General features: G+C 70.5%; 24 protein-coding genes. 12 read left to right on the top strand and 12 right to left on the bottom strand.

Features of this window, described 5'->3' with window-relative positions:
• Nucleotides 1–6: 6 nt before the first annotated feature.
• Complete coding sequence (locus DB32_RS05040; protein ID WP_053231283.1) at nucleotides 7–840, bottom strand: phosphotransferase; 834 nt, start codon at nucleotides 838–840, stop codon at nucleotides 7–9.
• 91 nt (nucleotides 841–931) lie between these two features.
• Here DB32_RS05040 and DB32_RS05035 point away from each other — a divergent pair, with 91 nt between their 5' ends.
• Both DB32_RS05035 and DB32_RS05030 read left to right on the top strand, forming a co-directional pair.
• A complete protein-coding gene (locus tag DB32_RS05035) occupies nucleotides 932–1,597 on the top strand; it encodes a hypothetical protein (RefSeq protein ID WP_157068737.1) in 666 nt (221 codons plus the stop codon).
• Nucleotides 1,598–1,666: 69 nt separating this feature from the next.
• Nucleotides 1,667–2,002, top strand: a complete 336-nt coding sequence (locus DB32_RS05030) for a VOC family protein (protein ID WP_053231281.1) — start codon at nucleotides 1,667–1,669, stop codon at nucleotides 2,000–2,002.
• Here the strand turns inward: DB32_RS05030 and DB32_RS05025 are convergent.
• Together DB32_RS05025 and DB32_RS05020 are read right to left on the bottom strand one after the other, a co-directional pair.
• A complete protein-coding gene (locus tag DB32_RS05025) occupies nucleotides 1,999–2,493 on the bottom strand; it encodes a MarR family winged helix-turn-helix transcriptional regulator (protein ID WP_053231280.1) in 495 nt (164 codons plus the stop codon). The genes DB32_RS05030 and DB32_RS05025 overlap by 4 nt on opposite strands.
• Nucleotides 2,494–2,539: 46 nt before the next feature.
• Nucleotides 2,540–3,364, bottom strand: coding sequence for a hypothetical protein (locus DB32_RS05020; RefSeq protein ID WP_053231279.1), 825 nt, complete (start codon nucleotides 3,362–3,364; stop codon nucleotides 2,540–2,542).
• Between the two features lie 147 nt (nucleotides 3,365–3,511).
• Here DB32_RS05020 and DB32_RS05015 point away from each other — a divergent pair, with 147 nt between their 5' ends.
• The 5 genes from DB32_RS05015 to DB32_RS05000 all read left to right on the top strand — a co-directional run bounded on the left by DB32_RS05015 (nucleotide 3,512) and on the right by DB32_RS05000 (nucleotide 6,906).
• Nucleotides 3,512–3,811: a hypothetical protein gene (locus tag DB32_RS05015; protein WP_157068736.1), complete on the top strand. Its 300-nt coding sequence runs from the start codon at nucleotides 3,512–3,514 to the stop codon at nucleotides 3,809–3,811.
• Between the two features lie 3 nt (nucleotides 3,812–3,814).
• The gene (locus DB32_RS05010; protein ID WP_053231277.1) at nucleotides 3,815–4,426 is read left to right on the top strand and encodes a GNAT family N-acetyltransferase; all 612 of its coding nucleotides are present in this window, start codon (nucleotides 3,815–3,817) and stop codon (nucleotides 4,424–4,426) included.
• Entirely contained in the window at nucleotides 4,423–4,590 is a 168-nt protein-coding gene (locus DB32_RS46415) for a hypothetical protein (RefSeq protein WP_157068735.1), read from the top strand. Before DB32_RS05010 ends, DB32_RS46415 begins: the two co-directional genes overlap by 4 nt.
• A gap of 74 nt (nucleotides 4,591–4,664) precedes the next feature.
• Nucleotides 4,665–4,982: a hypothetical protein gene (locus tag DB32_RS05005; protein WP_053231276.1), complete on the top strand. Its 318-nt coding sequence runs from the start codon at nucleotides 4,665–4,667 to the stop codon at nucleotides 4,980–4,982.
• Nucleotides 4,983–5,028: 46 nt separating this feature from the next.
• Nucleotides 5,029–6,906, top strand: coding sequence for a serine/threonine-protein kinase (locus tag DB32_RS05000; RefSeq protein ID WP_053231275.1), 1,878 nt, complete (start codon nucleotides 5,029–5,031; stop codon nucleotides 6,904–6,906).
• Nucleotides 6,907–6,946: 40 nt separating this feature from the next.
• Here DB32_RS05000 and DB32_RS04995 read toward each other — a convergent pair whose 3' ends face one another.
• Nucleotides 6,947–7,450, bottom strand: coding sequence for a hemerythrin domain-containing protein (locus tag DB32_RS04995; RefSeq protein WP_053231274.1), 504 nt, complete (start codon nucleotides 7,448–7,450; stop codon nucleotides 6,947–6,949).
• Nucleotides 7,451–7,710: 260 nt separating this feature from the next.
• On the opposite strand from DB32_RS04995, the gene DB32_RS04990 reads away from it, so the two are divergent.
• From DB32_RS04990 to glgB, 3 genes are read left to right on the top strand one after another with little or no spacing between them, the layout of a single operon-like run.
• On the top strand, nucleotides 7,711–9,768 hold the full coding sequence (locus DB32_RS04990) for an alpha-1,4-glucan--maltose-1-phosphate maltosyltransferase (RefSeq protein ID WP_205627025.1): 2,058 nt from the start codon (nucleotides 7,711–7,713) through the stop codon (nucleotides 9,766–9,768).
• Between the two features lie 33 nt (nucleotides 9,769–9,801).
• Nucleotides 9,802–13,167: a maltose alpha-D-glucosyltransferase gene (treS, locus tag DB32_RS04985; protein ID WP_053231273.1), complete on the top strand. Its 3,366-nt coding sequence runs from the start codon at nucleotides 9,802–9,804 to the stop codon at nucleotides 13,165–13,167.
• A 32-nt stretch (nucleotides 13,168–13,199) separates the two neighbouring features.
• Entirely contained in the window at nucleotides 13,200–15,122 is a 1,923-nt protein-coding gene (gene glgB, locus DB32_RS04980) for a 1,4-alpha-glucan branching protein GlgB (protein WP_053231272.1), read from the top strand.
• Between the two features lie 144 nt (nucleotides 15,123–15,266).
• On the opposite strand, the gene DB32_RS04975 is transcribed toward glgB, so the two are convergent.
• The 4 genes from DB32_RS04975 to DB32_RS04960 all read right to left on the bottom strand — a co-directional run bounded on the left by DB32_RS04975 (nucleotide 15,267) and on the right by DB32_RS04960 (nucleotide 19,203).
• The gene (locus tag DB32_RS04975; protein ID WP_053231271.1) at nucleotides 15,267–16,544 is read right to left on the bottom strand and encodes an MGH1-like glycoside hydrolase domain-containing protein; all 1,278 of its coding nucleotides are present in this window, start codon (nucleotides 16,542–16,544) and stop codon (nucleotides 15,267–15,269) included.
• 72 nt (nucleotides 16,545–16,616) lie between these two features.
• Nucleotides 16,617–17,132, bottom strand: coding sequence for an Mpo1-like protein (locus DB32_RS44045; RefSeq protein WP_083458466.1), 516 nt, complete (start codon nucleotides 17,130–17,132; stop codon nucleotides 16,617–16,619).
• Nucleotides 17,133–17,209: 77 nt separating this feature from the next.
• Nucleotides 17,210–17,995, bottom strand: coding sequence for a ferritin-like domain-containing protein (locus DB32_RS04965; RefSeq protein WP_053231269.1), 786 nt, complete (start codon nucleotides 17,993–17,995; stop codon nucleotides 17,210–17,212).
• Complete coding sequence (locus DB32_RS04960) at nucleotides 17,992–19,203, bottom strand: hypothetical protein (protein WP_053231268.1); 1,212 nt, start codon at nucleotides 19,201–19,203, stop codon at nucleotides 17,992–17,994. Before DB32_RS04960 ends, DB32_RS04965 begins: the two co-directional genes overlap by 4 nt.
• A gap of 229 nt (nucleotides 19,204–19,432) precedes the next feature.
• Here DB32_RS04960 and DB32_RS04955 point away from each other — a divergent pair, with 229 nt between their 5' ends.
• Both DB32_RS04955 and DB32_RS04950 read left to right on the top strand, forming a co-directional pair.
• Nucleotides 19,433–19,987 (top strand): response regulator transcription factor, encoded by a 555-nt coding sequence (locus DB32_RS04955; protein ID WP_053231267.1) that lies wholly within the window; start codon nucleotides 19,433–19,435, stop codon nucleotides 19,985–19,987.
• Between the two features lie 33 nt (nucleotides 19,988–20,020).
• Nucleotides 20,021–20,479: a response regulator gene (locus DB32_RS04950; RefSeq protein WP_053231266.1), complete on the top strand. Its 459-nt coding sequence runs from the start codon at nucleotides 20,021–20,023 to the stop codon at nucleotides 20,477–20,479.
• Here DB32_RS04950 and DB32_RS04945 read toward each other — a convergent pair.
• Genes DB32_RS04945 through DB32_RS04930 form a run of 4 tightly spaced genes read right to left on the bottom strand, consistent with a single transcriptional unit; the run spans nucleotide 20,437 to nucleotide 22,562 of the window.
• Entirely contained in the window at nucleotides 20,437–20,991 is a 555-nt protein-coding gene (locus tag DB32_RS04945) for an NADPH-dependent FMN reductase (protein ID WP_053231265.1), read from the bottom strand. The two genes, DB32_RS04950 and DB32_RS04945, sit on opposite strands and share 43 nt — an antisense overlap.
• Entirely contained in the window at nucleotides 20,988–21,290 is a 303-nt protein-coding gene (locus DB32_RS04940; RefSeq protein WP_053238683.1) for a GNAT family N-acetyltransferase, read from the bottom strand. Before DB32_RS04940 ends, DB32_RS04945 begins: the two co-directional genes overlap by 4 nt.
• 56 nt (nucleotides 21,291–21,346) lie before the next feature.
• On the bottom strand, nucleotides 21,347–21,685 hold the full coding sequence (locus tag DB32_RS04935; protein ID WP_053231264.1) for a hypothetical protein: 339 nt from the start codon (nucleotides 21,683–21,685) through the stop codon (nucleotides 21,347–21,349).
• A gap of 31 nt (nucleotides 21,686–21,716) precedes the next feature.
• Complete coding sequence (locus DB32_RS04930) at nucleotides 21,717–22,562, bottom strand: DUF2092 domain-containing protein (RefSeq protein ID WP_169791344.1); 846 nt, start codon at nucleotides 22,560–22,562, stop codon at nucleotides 21,717–21,719.
• Between the last annotated feature and the right edge of the window lie 105 nt (nucleotides 22,563–22,667).

Here is a 22,667-nt window from a genome sequence, read left to right as displayed (position 1 = left end):
GTCGCGTCACATCGATGCGACGTGCGCGAGGGCGCGCAGACCCGCGCCGACGTGCTCGGGGCGCCCGCGCTGCGCGCCGAACGCGACGTCGGCGACCGCGCGACACGTCGCGAGCCAGCGCGCGCGCTCGAGGGTCGCCGCGTCGATCGAGCCGTAGCGCTGCAGCGCCGACGCGAGCATCGGCGCGCCGCCCCAGTGCACGAGCCCTGCGAGATCGCGCGCGGGATCGCCGAGCACCGCGTCGCTCCAGTCGATCACGCCGCACGGCATCGCGTCCTCGTCGAGCAGCACGTGCTCGGCGGCGAAGTCGCCGTGGATCACGCACGGCGTGATCGCGATCACGCTCGGCGGAGATCCGAGCTCGCGCGCCCAGCGCGCGTCGAGGTGGTGCCCGTGCTGCTCCGCGGTGCGCAGATCGGAGAGCGCCTCGGCGGACCACGCCGCGAGCGTCGGATCGTCGTCGGGCTGGAGGCCCGAGATCGGGTCGAGCGGCAGACCGTGCAGCACGCGCAGGAGCTCGCCGAGGCGCGCGCCGATCGCGGCGAGGTCCTGCTGCTCGAGCGCGACGCGCAGCGCCGGCGTGCCGCGGAGCCGCGCGTACAGCGCGAACGGTCGCGGGGACAGCACGACGTGTCGGTAGGACGGAATCGGCAGCGGGAGACGCCGCGCGAGCCACGCGGTCCATCGCGCCTCGGCGAGCAGCGCGTCGCGCGCGCCGTCGTGTCGCGGGATGCGCAGCACGTCTCGACCATCGACGTCGTAGGCGCGGAAGTCGGTGCCCTCGCCGAGCAGCGTGATGCGCGCGCCCGCGGGCATGCGCTCGAGCGGATCGTCGTGCATCGCGTGGCTCGGACGTACCCCGACGCATCGCCGTTGACGAGGTGACGTGCTCCTGAGCGAGCATCGCGCTCCGGACGAGGAGGAGCGGGGGATGCGCAGAACGATGTCGGCGGTGCTGGTCGCCGTCGCGTGCGGATGCGGCGGTGCGTCGAGCACGAGCGGGGCCACGAGCGCGGCCCGCGTGGCCGAGGCGCCGCACGATCCGTGCGACGGCGCGGATCTCTCGCTCGGTGAGGCCGCCGCGCACTGTCGCGTCACGGGCGATGCGAGCCCGCCGCCCGCGCCCGAGCTGGTCGAGGTCGCCGTCGCGACGCGCACGCTGCAGAGCGGCGTGGACGGCGTGGTCGACGTCGCGCTGCGCAACCTGAGCGACGCGCCGGTGGTGCTCGACTTCCCCGGGACGCTGAACTTCGACGCGTCGCTGATGCAGGGCGAGCGGCGCGTCGACGAGCGCTGGGAGATCTCGGGGATCGCGGGCGGATCGGTGCAGTGCCGGCCGGGCGCGGACTGTCGCACGGTGCGGGTGCGGCTCGCGCCGGGCGGGCGCCTCGTCGCGTCGCTGCCGATGAGCGGACGGGTGAGCGTGCTGCGCGACGGACCGCGCGCGGGGACGATCGAGCGCAGCGACGGCGGGCCGATCCCGCCGGGCGCGTACGAGGTGCACGTCGTGCTGCCGTGGATGGACGAGGTCGCGGGCTCGACGACCGGAGCACGCCGAGCGCGCGTCGTGCGCGGCGCGATCGACGTGACGCGCTGAGCGCTTGATCGATGCGATGGGCAATTGGATGCTCAGAGCATGCATCTGCGTGAAGCACATGATTGGCGCGTGGACCACGTCGGGCTCACGGTGCGCGACCTCGCGCGCAGCGTGTCGTTCTACCGAGACGTGCTGGGGCTCGAGCTCGGCGCCGCGCCGGAGGGCCCGCCGGGCGCGACGCTGCGCGCGGGCGCGGTGGACGTCGTGCTCTCGACGTGGCGGCCCGGAGAGACCGAGCCGGGCGTGGTGCCGCGCGGAGATCACCTCGCGCTGCGCACGGGCGCGTCGCTCGACGGCTTCGTCGCGAGGCTGCGCGCGTCGGGCACCGAGCACGCCGTCGTCGGAGGACGGGTCTACCTGCGCGACCCCGACGGTCACACCGTCGAGGTGCTCTGCGCGCGTTAGTCCTCGTCGTCGGGTCCGAGGAGCGCGTCGAGATCGGTCGTGAAGCGCGTGAGCAGCGCGGCGAACGCCTCGCGGTCGCCCCGCGACCACGACGACGTCGCCTCCGCGAAGAAGCGCCGACGCGACGCGCGCACCTTCTCGATCAACGTACGGCCGCGCGCGGTGAGCTCGAGGCAGCTCCGCCGACCATCCTCCTGATCGGCGGAGCGCCGCACCAGCCCGGCCTCGACCGCCTGCGCCACGGCGCGGCTCGCGCGCGACGGATCGCTCTGCATCGCTCCTGCGACGTCGCCGACGGTCGGCGCGTCGACCCCGCGCGACGCGAGCTCGTCGAGCGCGTCGACGACCGCGATCACCGCCGGGGGCACGCCGCGTGGGACCTGCCCCGACGCGGCGCGCGCGAGCCGGCGCCGCTGTTGGCTCCGGCGGATCGCGACCATCGCGCGCTCGATCGACGCCACCGCGGGATCGCTCTCGGGCAGACGGGCCATAGGTAGCGCGGAGCTACCCCGGCCCGATCGACGGAGCAACCTCGCGTCAGATGAGCTCGCTGAGGCAGCACCCGAGCTGGCAGTAGTAGCCGGGCGCGCACGTGCCCTCGGGGCACGGCACCTGATCGCCGTCGCACTGCCAGATCGGCGGACCGCCGTCCGGGAAGCAGTCCGCCGGGAGATCCTCGATCGTGCGACCGAGGCAGAGCTCGCAGCGACCGCAGTCGTTCGCGCACTCGGTGTCGGGCATGCAGCGCGGGCACGCGGTCTCGTCGTCGATGTTCTCGAGCGAGCACGCGCCGCCGAGCAGGATGTTCACGGTGGTGTCCGCGTCGACGTGCACCTCGCAGCAGCCGAAGCAGTCGCAACCGTTCGGCGTCGCCTCGAGACAGCCGCCCTCGAGGCACTGCGTGCTCGCCTCGCACGTCGCGCACGAGCCCGAGCCGCTCGTCGGCGTGCCGTCGGTCAGGCACGTGGTCGCGTAGCGACAGCCGTCGTTGCCGGAGCCCGAGTTGCCGTCGAAGAAGCAGTCCTGACAGTCGGGGTCGCGGTTGTCGCCGGGGATGCCGGTGCCGAACGTGCCCTCGTCGTTGTCCGTCGGGCCCGTGCACTCGCGATCGAGCCCGTCGATCTCTCCGTCGCCGTCGTCGTCGACGCCGTTCGTGCACTGGGTGAACGACGTCGCGCCGTCGGGCAGCTGCGCGTCGGCGCCGGGCGTGTCGCCGGCGTCGTCCGCCGTGGTGGCGTCCATCCCGCCTCCGCCGGGGCCGGCGTCGGATCCCCCTCCGGGATCGCCGCCGTCGTCGTCACCGCACCCAGGGAGCGCGGCGAGCGCGAAGCACGCCGCGAGAACGAAGAGGCTACGGGTCATGAGGGCTGGATGACCGCGCCCGTCGCGGACCTTCACGAAACGGTGCTGCCGCTCTTTTCGAGGCACACAGGATCGCGCTCCCCGTCGCAGCGAACCGTGGCGCAGCGTCGCAAGCGCCAGGGCACGCGCGTTGCGACGTGCGAGGACATGGCCCAGCAGCGAACCATCGATCGTGATCTCGCGCGCTCCGACGGCGAGCTCGTCGCGTCACCGCCCGACGATGGCGGGCACACGGGCAACTTCACCGTCGACGCCGACATGATGCAGGTCGCGAAGGCCGAGCGGCGCAACTACCCGACGCCCGAGACCAACGAGGATCCCACGCTCACCGGCACGATGGATCGCATCGATCCGCGGCGGAGCGTGAGCGTGGTGACCGGCACGCTCGCGGTGCTCGCGGTCGTCGCGATCTCGATCGTGATCGTGCTGCTCGTGGCGGGAGCCTGACCCATGCCGATGCGCATCGACGACGCACGAGGCAACGGGCCGCACGGCGGCAACGGAGGCGCGGCACGGCGCAGCGATCGCACCGCGCCGCTGCCCGCGCGCGAGCTCGATCGACGTCACGTCGCACTCTCGCTGACGATCCGCGAGGCGTGCGCGGCAGACCTGCACGCGCTCTCGTGGCTCGGGCTCGCGCAGGATCAGACGGAGGTGATCGACGAGACGCTCGAGCGCTGCGCGCGCGGCGAGGAGATCGTGCTCGTCGCCGCGTCACGCGGCGCACCGCTCGCGATGATCCGCGCGCGCGTCGCGCGGCGCGGTGATCCCGACGTCGCGCTGATCGAGGCGGTGCGCGTGATGCCGGGGCTGCAGGGGCTCGGCATCGCGAGCGCGCTCATCGTCGCGATCGAGCGGGTGCTCCGCGAGCGGGCGCGCGCGGTGATCGAGGTGCGCGTCGCGCGGCACGACGAGCGCGACCTCGCACGCTACGCGCGGCTCGGGTACGTGCGCACCGGAACGGCGTGGGACGGACGCAGCGTGATGCGGAAGTCTCTCGATCTCCTCGCGGCACGACCGCTGCAGATCCTCGCGTCCGAGGCGCGAGGGAGGACGCGATGACGCAGCCGCAGGAGCAGCAGCGGGAGAAGGAGACGCCGGCGAAGGCCGACGAGCGCAAGCCGGAGCGGCACCCGCACATGCGCGACAAGAAGGCGCCCGCGACGACGCCGCACGAGGGCACGACGCGCGACGTGGAGGAGCTGAACCCCGACGACTTCGAGTGAGGCGAGGAGCTCGCATTCGCAAGGACGGTGAGGCGGTCATGGGAGAGCGCGATCTTGGACCGAAGGTTTCGGAGATGGCCGACCGCGACGAGCACGCGCCGCGTCGCGCCTCTCCGCTCGGCGAAGCGGGCGACATCGACGGCACGCTCGCCGAGGTCCTGCCCGAAGACGCGCTCGTCGACGCGGAGGACGAAGCGCTCGCCGAGTCGCTCCGGACCGATCGCCACGACGTGCCCGACGACGACTACGTGCAGGACGACGCGGTGCGCGCGTCGCTCGATCCCGTGGTGGATCCCGAGCCCGAGGTCGCGGCCGAGAAGATCGACGCCGACGAGCGCGCGGCGCATCCGCGCCCGAAGGTCCGTCGCCCCGAGCCGCCCGGCCCGCGCTGACCATTCGCGCTTCTAAGCGCGTCCTTCCTCGGGTACGCTCTCGGGCGTGCAGCGGGCCGCCTCGGATGCGGGAACGCCCGACGTCGGGCGCATCCTCGACGGACGCTATCGCCTCGATGCACCGCTCGGCGAGGGCGGGCTCGGTGTCGTATGGCGTGCGTTCCACGTGCGCCTCGGCAAGCACGTCGCGGTGAAGCTCATGCAGCGCGAGCACGTCGCGCGCGAAGGGCTCCGCGCGCGCTTCGAGCGCGAGGCGCGATCGCTCGCGGCGCTCACGCACCCGAACATCGTCGACGTGATGGACTTCGGCGTCGACGACGGCGCGCCGTTCCTCGTGATGGAGCTGCTCGAGGGGCGCTCGCTCGATCGCGCGATCCGCGAGGGCATCGCGCCCGAGCGCGCGCTCGCGATCGGCCGCGACGTGCTGCGCGCGCTGGCGCACGCGCACGCGCAGGGCATCGCGCACCGGGACCTGAAGCCCGCGAACGTGTTCCTGCAGCGCATCGACGACGGGCACGAGATCGTGCGCGTGCTCGACTTCGGGCTCGCGAAGTTCCTGCACGAAGACGCGAGCAACGGCGACGCACAGCTGACGCGCCAGGGCATGGTCCTCGGCACGCCCGCGTACATGGCGCCCGAGCAGGCGACGGGCGGCAACGCGGACGCGCGCGCCGACGTGTACTCCTTCGGGATCGTGCTCTTCGAGCTGCTCACCGGGCAGCGGCCGTTCGCGGGCGAAGGCGCGGAGCTGGTGCGCCAGCACCTGCTCGTCTCGGTTCCGACGATCGCGAGCGTGCGGCCGGATCTCGAGGTCGCGCCGGAGCTCGAGGCGACGCTGCAGCGCGCGACGGCGAAGTCGGCGTCGCAGCGGTACTCGAGCGCGCGCGAGCTGATGGAGGCGCTGTACGCGCTGCCCGCGAACGCGGTGCGGGTGCGCGACGGCGTGCCGCGTCCGGCGCCCGCGCCGATGCGCGAGGCGGTCTCGGGCGATGCGCCGACGCTCGCGAGCGGAGGCGGCGCGGCGACGGTGACGCCGCCGGTGGCCTCGCGGTCGTACGCGGTCCCGCCGATCGCGAGCGCGGTGCCCGCCGACGGGACGGTGCCGGCGCGGCCCGGGCTGCGTCGTGCGGCGGAGAGCGCTGCGACGCCCGCATCGAGCAGACCGGCGTCGAGCGCGCCTGCCTCCGCGATCGTCCCGCCGATCTCGTCGACGATGTCGACCACGAGCGCCGTCGTCGCGTCGACGATCAAGCCTTCGCGCGGCCCCTTGCTCGTCGCGGTCGTCGCGCTGCTCGGGCTCGGCGCGATCGCAGCGGCGATCACGATCGCGCTCGTGCTGTTCTCGTCGTCCGACGGCGCGACCGCGACGACGACGCACGATGCGCCGCCGGTGGCCACCACCGCGACGCCCCCCGAGGAGTCGGCGCTCGACCCCGCGCCGACCGCGTACTTCGCGCCGGATCCCGATCCCTGGGCCGAGCCGATCACCGCGCCCCTCGGCGCGATCCGCGAGCGGCTCGAGCGCAGCGGGCGCCTCTCGGCGCGCGACCAGAACGTGCTGCGCGACTACGCGCGCGCGCACCGCGACGATCCGCGCGCGTGGCTCCTGCTCGCGCACGCCGACTTCCTCGCCGGCCATCGACCCGACTCGTGCGAGCGCTACGCGCTCGCGCTGCGCATCGACGAAGCGCTCGCCCGCGGGGACGCGCACGCCGTGCACGACCTCGCGCGCATGGCCGCGCACCATCGCTCCGGCGACGAAGCGGCCGCGCTCCTCCGGCGCCACTGGGGCGCGCGCGCGATCGACGCGCTCGATCGCGCGATGACCGAGGTCGATCGGCGCAGCGATCGCGAGGACGTCGCGCGGCTCGTGCAGCTGCGCGACGAGCTCGTGCGCGGATCGAGCGCGCGCACCGAGCGCTGATCGCGCCGGCGCGCACGTCGATCGACGCTGGGGACGCGGCTCAGCGCGTCGCGTGGTGCGGCATGCGGCCGATGCCGTTCTTCTTCGACGGCTGGCCCTTCACGAGCTCCGCGCCGTAGCCCGACTCGACGATCTCCATGAACCGGGCCTCGAGCTCCTCGCCGATCGTCTCGAGCTCCTCGGGCTCGATCTCGCCGTCGATCTTCGGGAACATCTCGCTCTCTTCCTCCTCGACGTGATGCTTCACGAGCTCCTTGAGCGCCTTGCACTTCGCCTCGAAGCTCGGGTGCCCCGGGTCGATCTCGGCCAGCCGCTTCAGCGCGAACGCCGCGAGCGTGTGCTCCTCGAGGCTCTCGAAGACCATGTCCTCCATGACCTCGCGCGCCTTCGGATAGAAGATCTCCTCTTCGATTCGCATGTGCGCCGCGAGCTTCGACGCGAGCTCGCGAAGGTTCTCGATGCGATCGCCTTCGTCGTTCTCGAGGCGATCGAAGATCTTCTCCACCTCGCGGTGCTGCTGCTCCAACAGGTCCGTCGCCTTCATGGTCTCCTCCGGTGTGCTCGAGCGCAGCAATCACCGCGCCGGGGACGTCGTGCGCGCGCAGCGCGTGAGCTCGGCGCCGAGATCGTCGCGTAGCGCCTCGCGCGTGGCGTCGCGCATCGATCGCGCTCCCGGGGTTGTGGTCCCCTCCGAGGGGGCTACGACACACATTCGCGGCCGTCGGTCCGCGAACCCGCAAACACCGTTTGCCGCGGCGTCGTCGAGGCCTCCGGCGGGCCCTGCTCGCCCGGTGGAAGGACCTCATGGCGACGACGCAGCAGCGAGCCGCGACCACGGCGAAGGCGACGAGCTCGCCCTCGACCGACGTGCCGATGCCGGACGAAGGACGACACCGCGTCGTCGTGTTCGACGTGGAGCCGCGCGTCGATCGAGGATCGTTCGACGTCAAACGGATCGAGGGCGACGTGCTGCGCGTCGTCGCGGTGCTCGTCGCGGATGGTCACGATCGCGTGCGCGGTGTGCTGCGCTCCAAGCGCCCCGGCAGCTCGCGCTGGGTCGAGACGCCGATGCGCGCGCGCGGCAACGATCGCTTCGAGGCGGAGCTCGCGCTCGATGCGATCGGACGCTGGGAGCTCGCCGTGGAGGGCTGGATCGACGACCTCGAGACGTGGCGCCACGGGCTCGAGCGCAAGGCCGAGGTGGGCGAGGTCAGCGACGTCGATCTCGCGATCGGCGCGGCCCTGATCGAGCGCGCGGCGTCGCGCTGCGGCAACGGATCGGGCGAGGGGGATCGCGAGCTGCTCGAGCGCGCCGCGAAGGCGATCGCGGACCCGCGCGCGGCGCGCGACGAGCGCGTCCGCCTGGCGCTCTCCGCGTCGACGGCGGAGCTCTGTGCGCGCCATCCCGAGCGCGCGCTCGCGACGCGCAGCGAGAGCTGGGGCGTGCTCGTCGATCCTCCGCACGCGCGCTTCGCGTCCTGGTACGAGCTCTTTCCGCGATCGACGGGCGAGGACGGACGACACGGTACGTTCCGCACGGCCGAGGCGTGGCTCCCCTACGTCGCGGAGATGGGCTTCGACGTGCTCTATCTCCCGCCGATCCACCCGATCGGCATCGCGTTCCGCAAGGGCCCGAACAACACGCTCACCGCGGGCCCGACCGATCCCGGCAGCCCGTGGGCGATCGGCGGCGCGGAGGGCGGGCACACGGCCGTGCACCCCGACCTCGGCACGCTCGCGGACTTCGATCGTTTCGTGGCGAGCGCGCGCGATCACGGGCTGAAGATCGCGCTCGACGTCGCGTTCCAGGCGTCTCCCGATCATCCGTGGGTGACCGAGCACCCCGAGTGGTTCCGTCATCGCCCCGACGGGACGATCCAGTACGCCGAGAACCCGCCCAAGAAATATCAGGACGTCTATCCGTTCGACTTCGAGTGCGAGGACTGGCGCAATCTCTGGCGCGCGCTGCGCGACGTGTTCGAGTTCTGGATCGCGCGCGGAGTGACCATCTTCCGCGTCGACAACCCGCACACCAAGCCGATCCCGTTCTGGCGCTGGTGCATCGCGTCGCTGAAGAGCGCGCACCCCGAGGTCACGTTCCTGTCCGAGGCGTTCACGCGCCCCGCGCTGATGTACTCGCTGGCAAAAGCGGGATTCACGCAGGGATATACGTATTTCACCTGGCGCAACACGAAGCACGAGCTCGAGAGCTATCTCCGCGAGCTCACCAAGACGGATGTCGCGGAGTACTTCCGACCGAGCTTCTGGCCGAACACACCGGACATCCTCCCCGAGGATCTGCAGTACGGCGGGCGCGCCGCGTTCCTCGCGCGGCTCGTGATGGCGGCGACGATGTCGAGCCACTACGGCATCTACGGGCCCGCGTTCGAGCTCATGGATCACGTCGCGCGCCCGGGCTCGGGCGAGTACCTCGACAACGAGAAGTACCAGCTGAAGCGCTGGGACCGTGATCGCCCCGACTCGCTGCGCCGCGCGATCTCGCTGATCAACCGCATCCGCCGCGAGCACCCTGCCCTGCAGCGCAACGACGGAGTCGTGATCCACCGGACCGACAACGACATGCTGCTCTGCTTCAGCAAGAGCCACGGTGAGGACGCGGTGCTCGTGGTGGTCAATCTGGATTTCCACCATCGGCAGTCGGGTTGGGTCGATCTCGACCTGGACGTGCTCGGGCTCGATCCCCACACCACGTTCCAGGCGCACGACCTGCTCGGCGGCGGCCGCTATCTCTGGCACGGCGGCCGGAATTACGTGGAGGTCGATCCTCACGCGATGCCGGCGCACGTGTTCGCGCTGCGACGCCGTGTGCGCACCGAGCGCGACTTCGACTACTTCCTCTGAACCCCTCCTCGACACGAAGAGGCAAATCCCGCGATGTCACCGCGCAATCCCGAAGGTGAGCCCGAAGACGACCGTGCCGCGATCACCGACGATCCGCTCTGGTACAAGGACGCGATCATCTACGAGATCCCGATCCGCGCGTTCTACGACTCCGACGGCGACGGAATCGGCGACATCGAGGGGCTGATCCAGAAGCTCGACTACGTCGCGGATCTGGGCGTCACCGCGATCTGGATCCTGCCGTTCTATCCGTCACCGCAGCGCGACGGCGGCTACGACATCGCGGATTATCGGAGCGTCAATCCGCGCCTCGGCACACTGAATGACTTCAAGCGCCTGATGAAGGAGGCGCACGCCCGTGGCCTCCGCGTCATCAACGAGCTCGTCATCAATCACACCTCGGATCAGCACCCCTGGTTCCAGCGCGCGCGCCGCGCGCCCAAGGGCAGCCGATACCGCGACTTCTACGTGTGGACCGACGATCCGCAGAAGTACCGCGACGCGCGCATCATCTTCCAGGACTACGAGGCTTCGAACTGGACCTGGGATCCGGTCGCGCAGCAGTACTACTGGCACCGTTTCTATTCGCACCAGCCGGATCTCAACTTCGACAATCCGGAAGTGCGCAAGTCCGTGCTGGAGCTCGTCGACTTCTGGCTCGCGATGGGCGTCGACGGGATGCGCCTCGACGCGATCCCGTACCTCTACGAGCGCGAGGGCACCAACTGCGAGAACCTGCCCGAGACGCACGCGTTCCTGAAGGAGATGCGCGCGCACATCGACGCGCGATATCCCAATCGCATGCTGCTCGCCGAGGCCAATCAGTGGCCGGAGGACGCCGCCGCGTACTTCGGAAAAGGCGACGAGTGCCACATGAACTTCCACTTTCCGCTGATGCCGCGGATGTTCATGTCGCTGCAGCTCGAGAACAGCTTCCCCATCCTCGACATCCTCGCGCAGACGCCGAAGATCCCCGAGACCTCGCAGTGGGCGCTCTTCCTGCGGAACCACGACGAGCTCACGCTCGAGATGGTCACCGACGAAGATCGCGACTTCATGTATCGCGTCTACGCGCACGACCCGCAGATGCGCGTGAACCTCGGGATCCGCCGCCGCCTCGCGCCGCTGCTCAAGACGCGCGCTCGCATCGAGCTGATGAAGGCGCTCCTGCTCTCGATGCCGGGCACGCCGGTGCTCTATTACGGCGACGAGATCGGGATGGGCGACAACGTCTATCTCGGTGATCGCGACGCGGTGCGCACGCCGATGCAGTGGAGCGCGGATCGCAACGCCGGATTCTCGAAGGCGAACCCGCAGAAGCTGTTCCTGCCGGTGATCATCGATCCCGAGTACCACCACGAGACGGTCAACGTCGAAGCGCAGCAGCTCAACTCCGACTCGCTGCTGTGGTGGACGAAGCGACTGATCGCGCTGCGCAAGCGACACCAGGCGTTCTCGCGCGGCGAGCTCGAGCTGCTCCAGCCCGACAACGGCAAGGTCCTCGCGTTCTTCCGCACCGACGGTGAGGAGCGCATCCTCGTCGTCGCGAACCTCTCGCGCTCGCCGCAGTACGTGCAGCTCGATCTCTCGGCGCACGCCGGCGCGGTGCCGATGGAGCTCTTCGGGCGGACGCCCTTCCCGCCGATCGGTGAGCTGCCGTATCTGCTCACGCTCGGGCCGTACGCGTTCTACTGGTTCCAGATCGAGCGCCCGCGCGGCGAGCGACTCAGCGCGAGCGGGCCCTTCCACATCAACGTGCGCGGCGACGTGAGCTCGCTGCTCTCGAAGCGCGGACGCGAGCGCCTCGCGCCCGCGCTCACCGAGTGGCTGCGCAACCGGCGCTGGTTCCGCGGCAAGGCGCGCATCCTCGAGCGCATGGAGATCATCGACGTGATCCCCGCGGCCGAGGCGCACGTCGTGCTCGCCCACGTCACGTACGCGGAGGGGCAGCCCGAGACGTACGTGATGCCGATCGCGATCGTCTCGAGCGAGCGCGGCGATCAGGTCACGCGCGAGGCGCCGCACGCCGTGATCGCGCGCGTCCGCGCCACCGACGGCGAGCACGCGATCGTCGACGCGCTCACGACCGACGGCTTCGCGAACGAGCTGCTCTCGCTGTTGCTCGAGCGCGGCGGGACGCTGAAGTCCGACGACGGAGTGATCCGCGCGCGCTCGACGAAGGCGCTCTCCGCGCTGGTCGACAAGTCGCTGCACGCGCGCGCGGCGCGCGCGAAGCGACTCGAGGAGCTGCCGCCTCGCGTGAGCACGGCGGAGCAGAGCAACAGCAACGTCTTCTTCGGAGACAAGCTGATCCTCAAGCTCTTCCGTGCGATCGAGCCGGGGCACCACCCCGAGGAGGAGATCGGTCGCTTCCTCACCGAGCGCGTCCGCTTCGGCCACGTGCCGCGCATGCTCGGCACGCTCTCGTACGAGCCGGCGAGCGGCGAGCCGCGCGCGCTCGCGGTGATGCAGGAGCTCGTCGCGAGCCAGGGCGACGGGTGGGAGTTCACGCTCGACGCGCTGCAGCGTTATACCGAGCACGCGTGGGAGTACGTCGACAAGGAGCCGGTGCCGCGCGCGCCGGGGCGTTGGCTCGATCGCACGCTGCTCCACGCGCCCGAGCTCGCCATCGAGGCGATCGGTCCGTACCTCGGCGTCGCGCGCCTGCTCGGCGAGCGCACGGCGGAGCTCCATCGCGCGCTGGCGAGCGACGGAGACGATCCCGACTTCACGCCCGAGCCCTTCTCGCTGCTGCACCAGCGCTCGCTCTACCAGTCGGCGCGCACCCAGCTCGGGCAGACGCTGCACCTGCTGAAGACGATGCGCAGCGCGCTCGACGAGCGGACCGTCGCGCTCGCCGATCAGCTGATGTCGCGACGCGGTGAGATCGATGCGCGGCTCGCCGAGATCCATCGCGAGAAGATCGACGCGGTGCGCACGCGCACCCACGGCGATCTCCACCTCGGCCAGGTGCTCTACGCCGCGGGCGACTTCATCTTCATCGACTTCGAGGGCGAGCCCGCGCGCGCGCTCGTCGAGCGACGTCGCAAGCGCTCCCCGCTGCGCGACGTCGCGGGGATGCTGCGCTCGTTCCACTACGCCGGCGCTGCCGCCTTGCGCAGCGATCGCGTCCGTGCGCAGGACGAGTCGCGGCTGCACCCGTGGATCGACGCGTGGACCGACTGGGTCTGCGCCGCGTGGCTCGGTGGATGGCTCGAGCGCGCGGGCGACGCGGCGTTCCTGCCGCGCGACCGCGCGGTGCTCTCGCGCATGCTCGACTTCTATCTGCTCGAGAAGTGCATCTACGAGGTGCGCTACGAGCTGAACAACCGGCCGGAGTGGGTCGAGATCCCGCTGCGAGGGCTCCTCGATCTGATCGACGCTCCCGAGGCAGGATGAGCACGCGGCGGAACTAGAGAGGGGCGGAGGCCATGATCCAGGTGCGCAAGGAGCGACGCGATCCGCGTCTCGGCGAGATCGACGTCCATCTCTTCAACGAGGGCACGCACGCGCGGCTCTACGAACGACTGGGCGCGCACCTCACCGAAGAGGACGGCCAGCGCGGCGTGCGCTTCTCGGTGTGGGCGCCGAACGCGGATCACGTCGGCGTGATCGGCGACTTCAACGAATGGCACGGCGAGGCGACGCCGCTGCAGCCGTGGGGCAGCTCGGGAATCTGGACGCGATTCGTGCCCGGGCTCGAGCAGGGCACGATCTACAAGTATCGGATCCACTCGCGTCTCCACGGATATCGCGTGGACAAGGCGGATCCCTACGGGTTCCACCACGAGACGCCGCCCCGCACCGGGTCGATCGTCTGGAACCTGGAAGGCTACGGGTGGGGCGACGACGAATGGATGCAGTCGCGCGGAGCGCGCCAGTCGCTCTCGTCGCCGATCAGCATCTACGAAGTCCACCTCGGCTCGTGGGCGAGAGTTCCCGAGGACCACAATCGCTCGCTCTCCTATCGCGAGATCGCGCCGCGCCTCGCGGCGCACGTGAAGGAGACCGGGTTCACGCACGTCGAGCTCATGCCGATCATGGAGCACCCGTTCGCGGGCTCGTGGGGATATCAGGTCACCGGGTACTTCGCGCCGACGAGCCGCTTCGGCACGCCGCAGGACTTCATGTACCTCGTCGATCACCTGCACCAGAACGGGATCGGCGTGATCGTCGACTGGGTGCCCGCGCACTTCCCGACCGACGAGCACGGGCTCGCGTACTTCGACGGAACGCATCTCTACGAGCACGCGGATCCCAAGAAGGGCTTCCATCCCGACTGGAAGAGCGCGATCTTCAATTACGGCCGGCGAGAGGTGAAGTCGTTCCTGCTCTCGAGCGCGCGATTCTGGCTCGACCGCTATCACATCGACGGACTGCGCGTCGATGGAGTCGCGTCGATGCTCTATCTCGACTACTCGCGCAATGCCGGCGAGTGGATCCCGAACGAGCAGGGCGGGCGCGAGAACCTCGAGGCCATCCAGCTCCTGCGGGAGATGAACGAGATGGCCTATCGCGACTTCCCGGACATCCAGACGTACGCCGAGGAGTCCACCGCGTGGCCGGCCGTGAGCCGTCCGACGTACGTCGGAGGCCTGGGCTTCGGCTTCAAGTGGGACATGGGCTGGATGCACGACACGCTCACCTATTTCTCGAAGGAGCCGGTGCATCGCAAGTTCCACCACGATCAGCTCACGTTCCGCAGCATCTATGCTTTCCACGAGAGCTTCGTGATGCCGCTCAGCCACGACGAGGTGGTGCACGGAAAGGGCTCGCTGCTCTCGAAGATGCCGGGCGATGCGTGGCAGAAGCGGGCGAACCTGCGCCTGCTCTACGCGTACATGTTCGCGCAGAGCGGGAAGAAGCTGCTCTTCATGGGCGCCGAGCTCGGCCAATGGAGTGAGTGGAACCACGACGGCAGTCTCGACTGGCACCTTCTCCACGACGAAGGCCACGCCGGGATCATGCGCTGTCTGGCGCACCTCAATCGCACGTATCGATCGGTGCCGGCGCTGCACGCGCGCGACGCGAGCCCCGAGGGGTTCCACTGGGTCGACGCGCGTGACGTGGATCAGAGCGTGCTGTGCTTCGAGCGCGTGGGCGCCGATCCGAGTGATCGCGTGCTCTGCGCGTTCAACTTCACGCCGGTGCCGCGACACAATTATCGGATCGGCGTCGACTACGAAGGTCGTTGGCGAGAGATCGTCAACACGGACGCGACGGAGTACGGCGGAAGCGGCCAGGGCAACATGGGCGGCGTGGAGTCGACGCTGGTGCCGGGACACGGCCGCCGCGCATCGATCCTCGTGACGCTGCCGCCGCTGGGCGCGGTGTTCTTCCAGCCGGAGCGCTGAGCCGCTGAGGAGAGAGAGGGAGAGAGAGAGAATTTCCAAGGAAGGCAGGAAGGAAGGAGAGCAGGAGATTCGTTTCTGAAGTACTCGTTTCTTTCTCCTGCATTCCTTACTTCCTCTCTCCTCAAAAACTCTCCTACTGCCTCATCAGAGGGTCGAGTCTCCTCGCGCCATCGTGAGGGCCAGGACGTTCCACGAGATGAACGTGCCGCGGCGCGGCCAGAGGCCGCGGCCCGTGTCGGCGTAACACTCGTGCAGCGCGCCGGTGTCTCGGAGATCGGTCTCGAGCAACCGGACCGTGGCTCGTGCGAGCTCGCGCGCCTGCTCAGGACGCCCATATCGCTGGAGCGCGCGGTATGCGTAGTAGTTGCTCAGGATCCAGATCGGGCCCGACCAGTTCGACACGGGGCGACGCTCCTCGCGGCGCGGGTCGTAGACCATCACGCGCGGCGCCTGGTGGAAGTACACGTCGTCGGCGGGCACCGTGCGCAGTCCCCACGGGCTCCAGTGCTGCGCGGGATCGAGGAGCGACTCGAGCATCGCGGCGGCGCGCTCGGGCGCGGCGATGCCCGCGTAGAGTGGCAGCATCGAGATCCAGCTCCGCAGCGGTCGGTGCACGCCGCGCTCGTCGCGGTGCCCGACGATCTCCTCGCGACGGCTCGACGCACCGTGCTTCCAGCGCAGCGCGACGTACGTGCGCTCGACGTCGTCCCAGAGCAGCGTCTCGATGCGTTGCGCGAGCACCTCGGCCTTCTCGGCGTGCACCCGTGCGATCGCGTCCTGACCGAGGCGTTGCGCGAGCTCGGCGATCGCACGCAGCTCGAGCACCATGAACGTGCTGGTGTCGGGCCCCTGCACCGAAGAGTCGGGTAGCCCCGCGGTGAGCACGTCGGAGTCGAACCCGCTCGCGCGCGCCGAAGGCGTCAGCAGCAGTCCGTGCATGCCCGTCGTCTCGCGCTCGAGGTACGCGGCGAACGCGACGAGCCGCGGCAGCACCCGCGCGGCGTCGGCGCGTCGCAGCCCGTCTTCGATGCCGTCGATCGCGCGCACCGCGAGCTGCGCCATGCACGGCTTCGCGGGCTCCGGATCGCGCGTGCGGAACGGCATCTCGATGCGGCGCACGCAACCGTTCGGCGCGGCGTTGTCGAGGAAGCAGAGCAGCGATCCGAAGCACGCCTCGGCGAGCTCGGGATCGCGCGCCAGCTCGATCGCGGCCTCGCTCACGTCGTGGTGGAACAGCGCGTTCGCGTAGTCGCCCGACGCGAAGCGATCGTCGTCGCTCGCGTCCTCGCGCGCTTCGACGCGCGGCATCGGCGCGAGCCAGGGGTGACGGAACCGGCCCGCGGGCGCGCGCATCGAGCGGCGCGCGCCGTCGATCAAGTGCGCGCGCAGCGCGTCGCTCACGGAGATCTCGTCGTCCGACACGGCGCGAGGATAGCGGGCGCGCGCGCGCGGCCACCACGTCCGATCAGGCGGGGCCGCGCGCGCTCCGCTCCGTCACGTCGGCACGACGGGCTGTGCGCCGTTGCTCTTCGTCTCCACGCGCGCGCCGCCGTCGAGCCCGAGCTCCTCGAGCGGATCGCCGCTCCAGAGCCGACCGCGCGCCATGTGGCTCCACATCCGGAGGTCCGACACGAACGACCAGAGCGGGTACTGGAACGTCGCGGGCTTGTTCTTCTCGAGCCCGAAGTGCCCGCCCCACGCGCACGCGTACGCGAACACGACGCCCGCGGGGAAGAAGACCGGCGACGCGAGCGTGGGCAGCGCGACCATGCCCGCGATGTGGCCGAGCGCGGGCTTCTCGCCCTCGCCCTTCTTCGTGCCGTGCGCCGCGAGCGCGGCGAAGCCCGCCATCGCCGCGGGGAACGTGAGCGGTGCGGTGACCGCCGACGCCGCGCACGCCGCGAGCCACCCGGTGGTCCCGACGAAGTGCAGTCGGCGCGAGCTCGGATTGCGATGCTCGCGCAGGTAGTGGGGCCAGAACTCTTCGTATGACTGGATGCGCTCGCTCATACCGCGCATCGTACCTCGGCGCGCGCGGCGCGTGCTCCCCGTGGTCTCGGACGGGAAGCACGCGCCCGGATCGACGATCAGCGCGTGGCCGGCGCGCCTGCGCGCGCCTTCTTGCCGCCGGCGCTCGCAAGCGTCGACGCCTTCACCCACGCGCGCACGTCGCGCAGGTGCTCGTCTTCCTGCGCCAGCGCGACCGCGAACTTCTCCGCGAGCTCGTCCTGGCCGAGCGAGCGCGCGAGCTCGATCAGCATCGTCCATCCGTCGTTGTCGGCGAGCTCCGCGAGGAGGATCGCCTCGAGCGACTGGTGCACGTCGGTGCGCGCGTCGTGCAGCACCTGCGGCACGCCCATCGAGAGCGTGGCCTCGACGTCGGCCGCGGGCGTGACCGCGGTCGGGTCTCCGCCCATCGCCTCCATGGCCTCACGCAGCATCTCGAAGTGCTGCTGCTCCTCGCGCATGATCTGCGTGAGGCGCTCGAGCGACGGACCTCCGTCGAACGGCGTGCCGCTCTCGACCTTGCCGATGATCGCCTGGTAGAGGCGCGTGCCGGTGCGCTCGAACGCGAGGCGCGCGCCCATCTTGTCGAGTAGCACGCTCACGCGCTCGCCCGTGAGCGCCTTCGCGGCGGTCTTCGCGACGCCCTTGGCCGTCGCGGGCGGCGGGATCGATCCGATCGGCTCCGCGTCGCGCATGTACGCCGCGCGCACCGTCGCGATGCCCGTCTCGTCGCCCGACATCGAGGGCTGCGTCTGCGCCGCGCCCTCGATCAGCTCCTTCGCGTGGATCGGAGAGAGCGCGATGCCGGTGCGATTGACGTGCTTCTCGACGAGCTTGCTCTTGATCGTCTCCTTCGGGCTCTTCATCGGCGTGCCTCCTGCTGCGCGGCTCGCGCCTTCTTTCCGTCCGTCGCGGCCGGCTTCGTCGCGAGCTCGCCCGAGGGCGACCACTTCCATCCCGCCGCGACGATCTCCGACGGCGATCCCTGCGCGTTCAAGCGCTGTCGATGGGCGAGCGACGCCTCGCTCTCCTCGCTCGGCTCGACGATCTCCGTCCCGTTCGCGCGCAGATGCACCTCGTTCGCCAGCACCTGGCGCACGTAGTCGCGCTGGCTCTCGAACGTGATCGGCATCGGCAGCGACTTCGGGATGATCGACTGCACGTCGCGCTTCTCGGTCTGCTCGAACAGGTGCACGACGTGATGGAGGTGTCCGAGCTCGTAGGAGAGGAATCGCTCCCAGATGTCCTTGACCCGCGGGTTCCCCTCGGCGTTGTAACAACACCAGTAGTTCCAGACCTCCGTGAGCTCGTGGAGGAGCCACTTCTCCAGCCACGTCTCGTACGGGTCGGACAGACACTCGTACTGCGTGACGTGCTGCTCCTCGATCGCCGCGATCTCCGCGTAGAGCTGGCGCGCGAGCGGGTCGGCGAACGTCGGTCCGACCGTCATGTAATAGTCGTGCGTCTGGTGCTCCGCGGCCATGATCGTGGTCGCGTGGATCTTCGTGAGCACGTCCGCGCGCTCGCGATCGTACGGCATGCGCAGATCGTCCTCGGGCGCGCGGTGCTCCACCGACGTCGGGCGTCCGGGCAGCACGTCCGTGTAGCACTGGAGCAGCGAATTCGCGTCCTTGCCCTGGAGACGATCGTAGAGCGCCGAATATCGATAGAGATGATCGAAGTCCTCGAGCAGGCCGAAGTGATAGACCTGCTTCATGTACGGATCGGGCTCGTTGCGAGCGACGTTCGCGGTCACCTCGATCGCGACCTGCTCGAACCCGATCGTCGTCTCCAGCGCGTTCTGATCCGGCGGGTTCAGCCAGTTGACCATCGTCTGCTGGAAGTGCTCGACGCGCCGGATGCGCGCGAGCGAGAGCTGCAGCGGCTTGTTCATCCTCGCGGCGGCGTGACCGAAGCGCAGCGCTTCGGACTCGATGCCGTTCATCAGGATCACGCGCACGCGCGTGAACGCGTCGTCATCGAGCTTCGAGTAAGGGATCCGCACGAGATCCCGCCAGTCGAACTCCTGCTTGTCGAGCGAAGTGCCTCGCTCCTTGAGCACGTCGAGCGCCATCCATTCCTCCAGTCCGGGAGCGGGCGGGTCGCAACCGACGTGCCTCGCAGACGAGCCGCGCGTGCGGCCTCGCGCTCACCGTTCGAGCACTGCCGACGCGCTTCGATACGTCACACCCGGGGCGAGTGGTCGCAGCGGGCGACGTGACGGGTCGAGGCGGGCTCACCCAATCGGGGGATCCCACCTTTTCCGCGGTCCCACTAGCATCGACCCCGGACGTCAGGACGGAATGGATCGCTCGGCTGCGACGCCCTTCGGAGAGCGCTCGGACGGCGACGATCGGTCGGCGTCCGCGGGACCTCGCGCGCTCCGCTCGCCGGAGCAGCTCGCGCACGCGACGCTCACGTGGCGCCTGACGCCGCGGCAGGCGGAGATCCTCGAGCACGTCGTGCGCGGCGCGAGCAACGCGCACATCGCGCGTGTCGTCGGATGCAGCGCGGCCAGCATCGAGGCACACGTCGGGCAGCTGCTGCGCAAGGCCTCGGCCGAGGGTCGTGGCGCGCTCGTGGCGCGGTTCTGGACGCTTCCGTCGACGACCGAGACGTCCCCCGCGGCCGCGCGAGCGCTCGAGCGCGCGACGGAGATCTGGGCGCTCACGCCGATGCAGGCGCGTGTGCTCGAGCACGTGGTCCGAGGGGCGTCGAACAAGGACGTGATGGCCGTGCTCGGGTGCGCGAAGAGCACGATCGAGGCGCACGTGACGGCGCTCTTGCGCAAGAGCGGGTGCGTGAACCGCGCGGAGCTGATCGCGCGGTTCTGGTGGGGCGCGACGCGGGGCGCTTGATGGCGTGAGGACGGCGTCCATGTACGCAAGGTCGTGCAAGGACGCCGTCACGATCCCGGGCTCCCAGCGCGCGCCGACGCCGGCGATGCGCGAGCTGCGATCGTGCTGGTCGTCAGCGATCGGCCGCGCGAGCGGCACGCGCTGCTGACGAGCGTCGAGGCGACGGGCGCGCGCGCGGCGAGCGCAGACAACGTGCACGACGCGCTCGCGCTGCTGCGCTGCATGGTGTTCGACCTCGTGATCGCCGACGAGCCGCAGGGACCGGTGATCGACGCGATCCGGACCGACGATCGCACCGCGGCGGTGCGCTGCGTGCTCGCGACGTCGAGCCCGCGAGGAGACGACGCCGAGCGCCCGGTCGCGATCGACGTGCTCGCGCTCCCGTTCGCGCCCGACGACGTCGCGCGCATCGTGCGGCGCGTCGTCGCGGACGTGACGAACGAGCTCGATCAGCGCGAGCGCGACACGAACGCGGCGAAGCCGGCGACGTAGTCGGTGAGCAGCCTGCGGATCGTCGCGTCGACGAGCGCGCCCTCCGCGTCGAAGACCTTGCCCGCGCCCGCGACGTAGAGCGACTTGCCGAAGTACGGATCCATCCCGAGCACGCGGATGATCGGCAGCCACGCGTTCTGCGAGAGCCGCGTGCCGCCCATGCCCGGCGTCGCGCCGATCACCCCGACGGGACGACCGCCGAACACGCGCTCGATGTCGGACGCGGGACGCGAGCACCAGTCGATCGCGTTCTTGAGCACGCCCGGGATCGAGCCGTTGTACTCGGGCGTGACGAGCAGCACTCCGTCGGCGCGCGCGAGTCGATCCTTCAGCTCTCGGACCGCCGCGGGGATGCCCTGCGTGCTCTCGACGTCGCCGTCGTACAGCGGCACGCCGTGGATGTCGGCGTGCTCGATGACGCATCCCTCGGGCGCGACCTCGATCGCGGCGCGCAGCAGCGCGGCGTTGAACGAGCCGCGCCGCAGCGAGCCCGAGATGCCGACGACGTTCATGCGAGCACGTCGCGGATCGAGGGGTCCTTCTCGAATTGCGCGTGCGCGTAGGGACACGTCGCGCTCACCTTCGTCTTCGTCTCGCGCGCCCACGCGACGGCGGTGTCGAGCAGGCGTCGCGCGACGCCGAGCCCACGCAGCGCGTCGTGGACCTCGGTGTGATCGATGATCACGTGATCGGGACCGGTGCGCGAGTACGTCATCTCCGCGAGACGCACTCCCTGGCGCGCGACGAAGAACGCACCGCGTCCATCCGCCTCCTCGTGCTCGATCTCGACCTTCGGCTTCGCCTCTTCCATCGCGTGCATTTTCCACAGCTCCGCGGCGAACACCAGATCGAGCCGCGTCTGGAGGCTCAGTCGTCGACCTCGATGTAGACGACGTTCCCGCCGTCGTAGGCCTGCTGATAGCGAGTCGCGCCGCACGTGTAGTAGGCGCCCGCGGCCACGCACCCCGCGGGGAGCGTCGTCATCGCCGCGCTGGTGTACGCGACCGTGCGCCGCGCCGTCCGGCGCGCGGTGCGCCGCGCCATGCCCGCGTAGCTCACGGGCGTGAGCGGCCTGCCGACGACCGCGTGGGCCGTCGAGGGAGCGATCAGCGCTCCGGTCGCCGGAAGCGCGAGCGCGCCGAGCGCGATCCCGATCGCAGCGATGCCGATCCGCGCCCGACTGGAGAGATGCTCGATGATGTCCATATCCCTTCTCCTCGTCCTTCGTCGCGTCTCGTCAACGCGTGCGCGGCGCGCCCTGACCCTGCGCCCGCCGCTCCTCGAGCACGCGCCGGAACTCGATGCGCTGCGCGCCCGGCGGCGGCTCGAACGCGAACTCCGCGTCGGACATCGCCGCGTTCGTCTGCCAGTCGTGCAGATCGACGGCGAACTGCGGCTGCGAGCGAACGTCGGTGCTCACGACGACGTAGCGCATCGGGAGCGGCGTCGCGCCCTCCTGGATCCAGAGCTGCCAGTCGCTGCCGCTGCGGCCTCGGAACGCGAGGTGGTGGCAGTTGACGCCCCCGACCTCGGCCGTGCCGACGTACGTGCCCGACGCGGCCTCGGCGCCGAGCGTGCGATACACGTCGCTCATGAGCAGGTCGGCCGCGGGCGCCTCGATGTCGAGCTCGTCGCGCGCGAAGTCGATCGCCTGATCGAGCGTGCGCGGCGCATCCGCGGTGGCGAACAGGTTCGCGCGACGGCCGTGCAGCGTGATCGAGTCGCCGTCGTAGTAGAGGGTGAGGTCGGCGAGCGCGCCGTGGCGCTCCGAGCGCAGCCGATCGGGCCGGCGCACCGACACGCGCGAGCTCGCGAGGTACTGCAGCTTCTGCCCGCTCTCGAGCACGACCTCCAGCGAGCTGTCGGCATCGACGCGGAACGAGCGCAGGCCCGCGAGGTACTGGCTCATCGCGCGCAAGTGGCGATCGGCCTCGGGATCCACGGCCGGCCGCGCGCCGCGCGCCGCGGCTTCGCCGCGCGGCCGCTGCTGCGCGTCGCCGGTCCACGCCGCCGCGGAGATCGCAGCGACCGCCGCGATCGCCCCCGCGACGATCCGCAACTTCGTTCCATTCGCTCGATCCACGCTCACCTCCTCACGGCGACCGCCGTGCGAAGGCGCGGTGCATCGCGTGCGCCACGAAGGACGTGCGCGCTCGTCGGGCGTGGCCTCGAGCCACCACGCATCGTC

It is taken from the genome of Sandaracinus amylolyticus, from assembly GCF_000737325.1.
In the GTDB taxonomy this organism is placed as follows: Bacteria; Myxococcota_A; Polyangia; order Polyangiales; family Sandaracinaceae; genus Sandaracinus; species Sandaracinus amylolyticus.
This window is presented reverse-complemented; position numbering and strand designations above follow the sequence as displayed.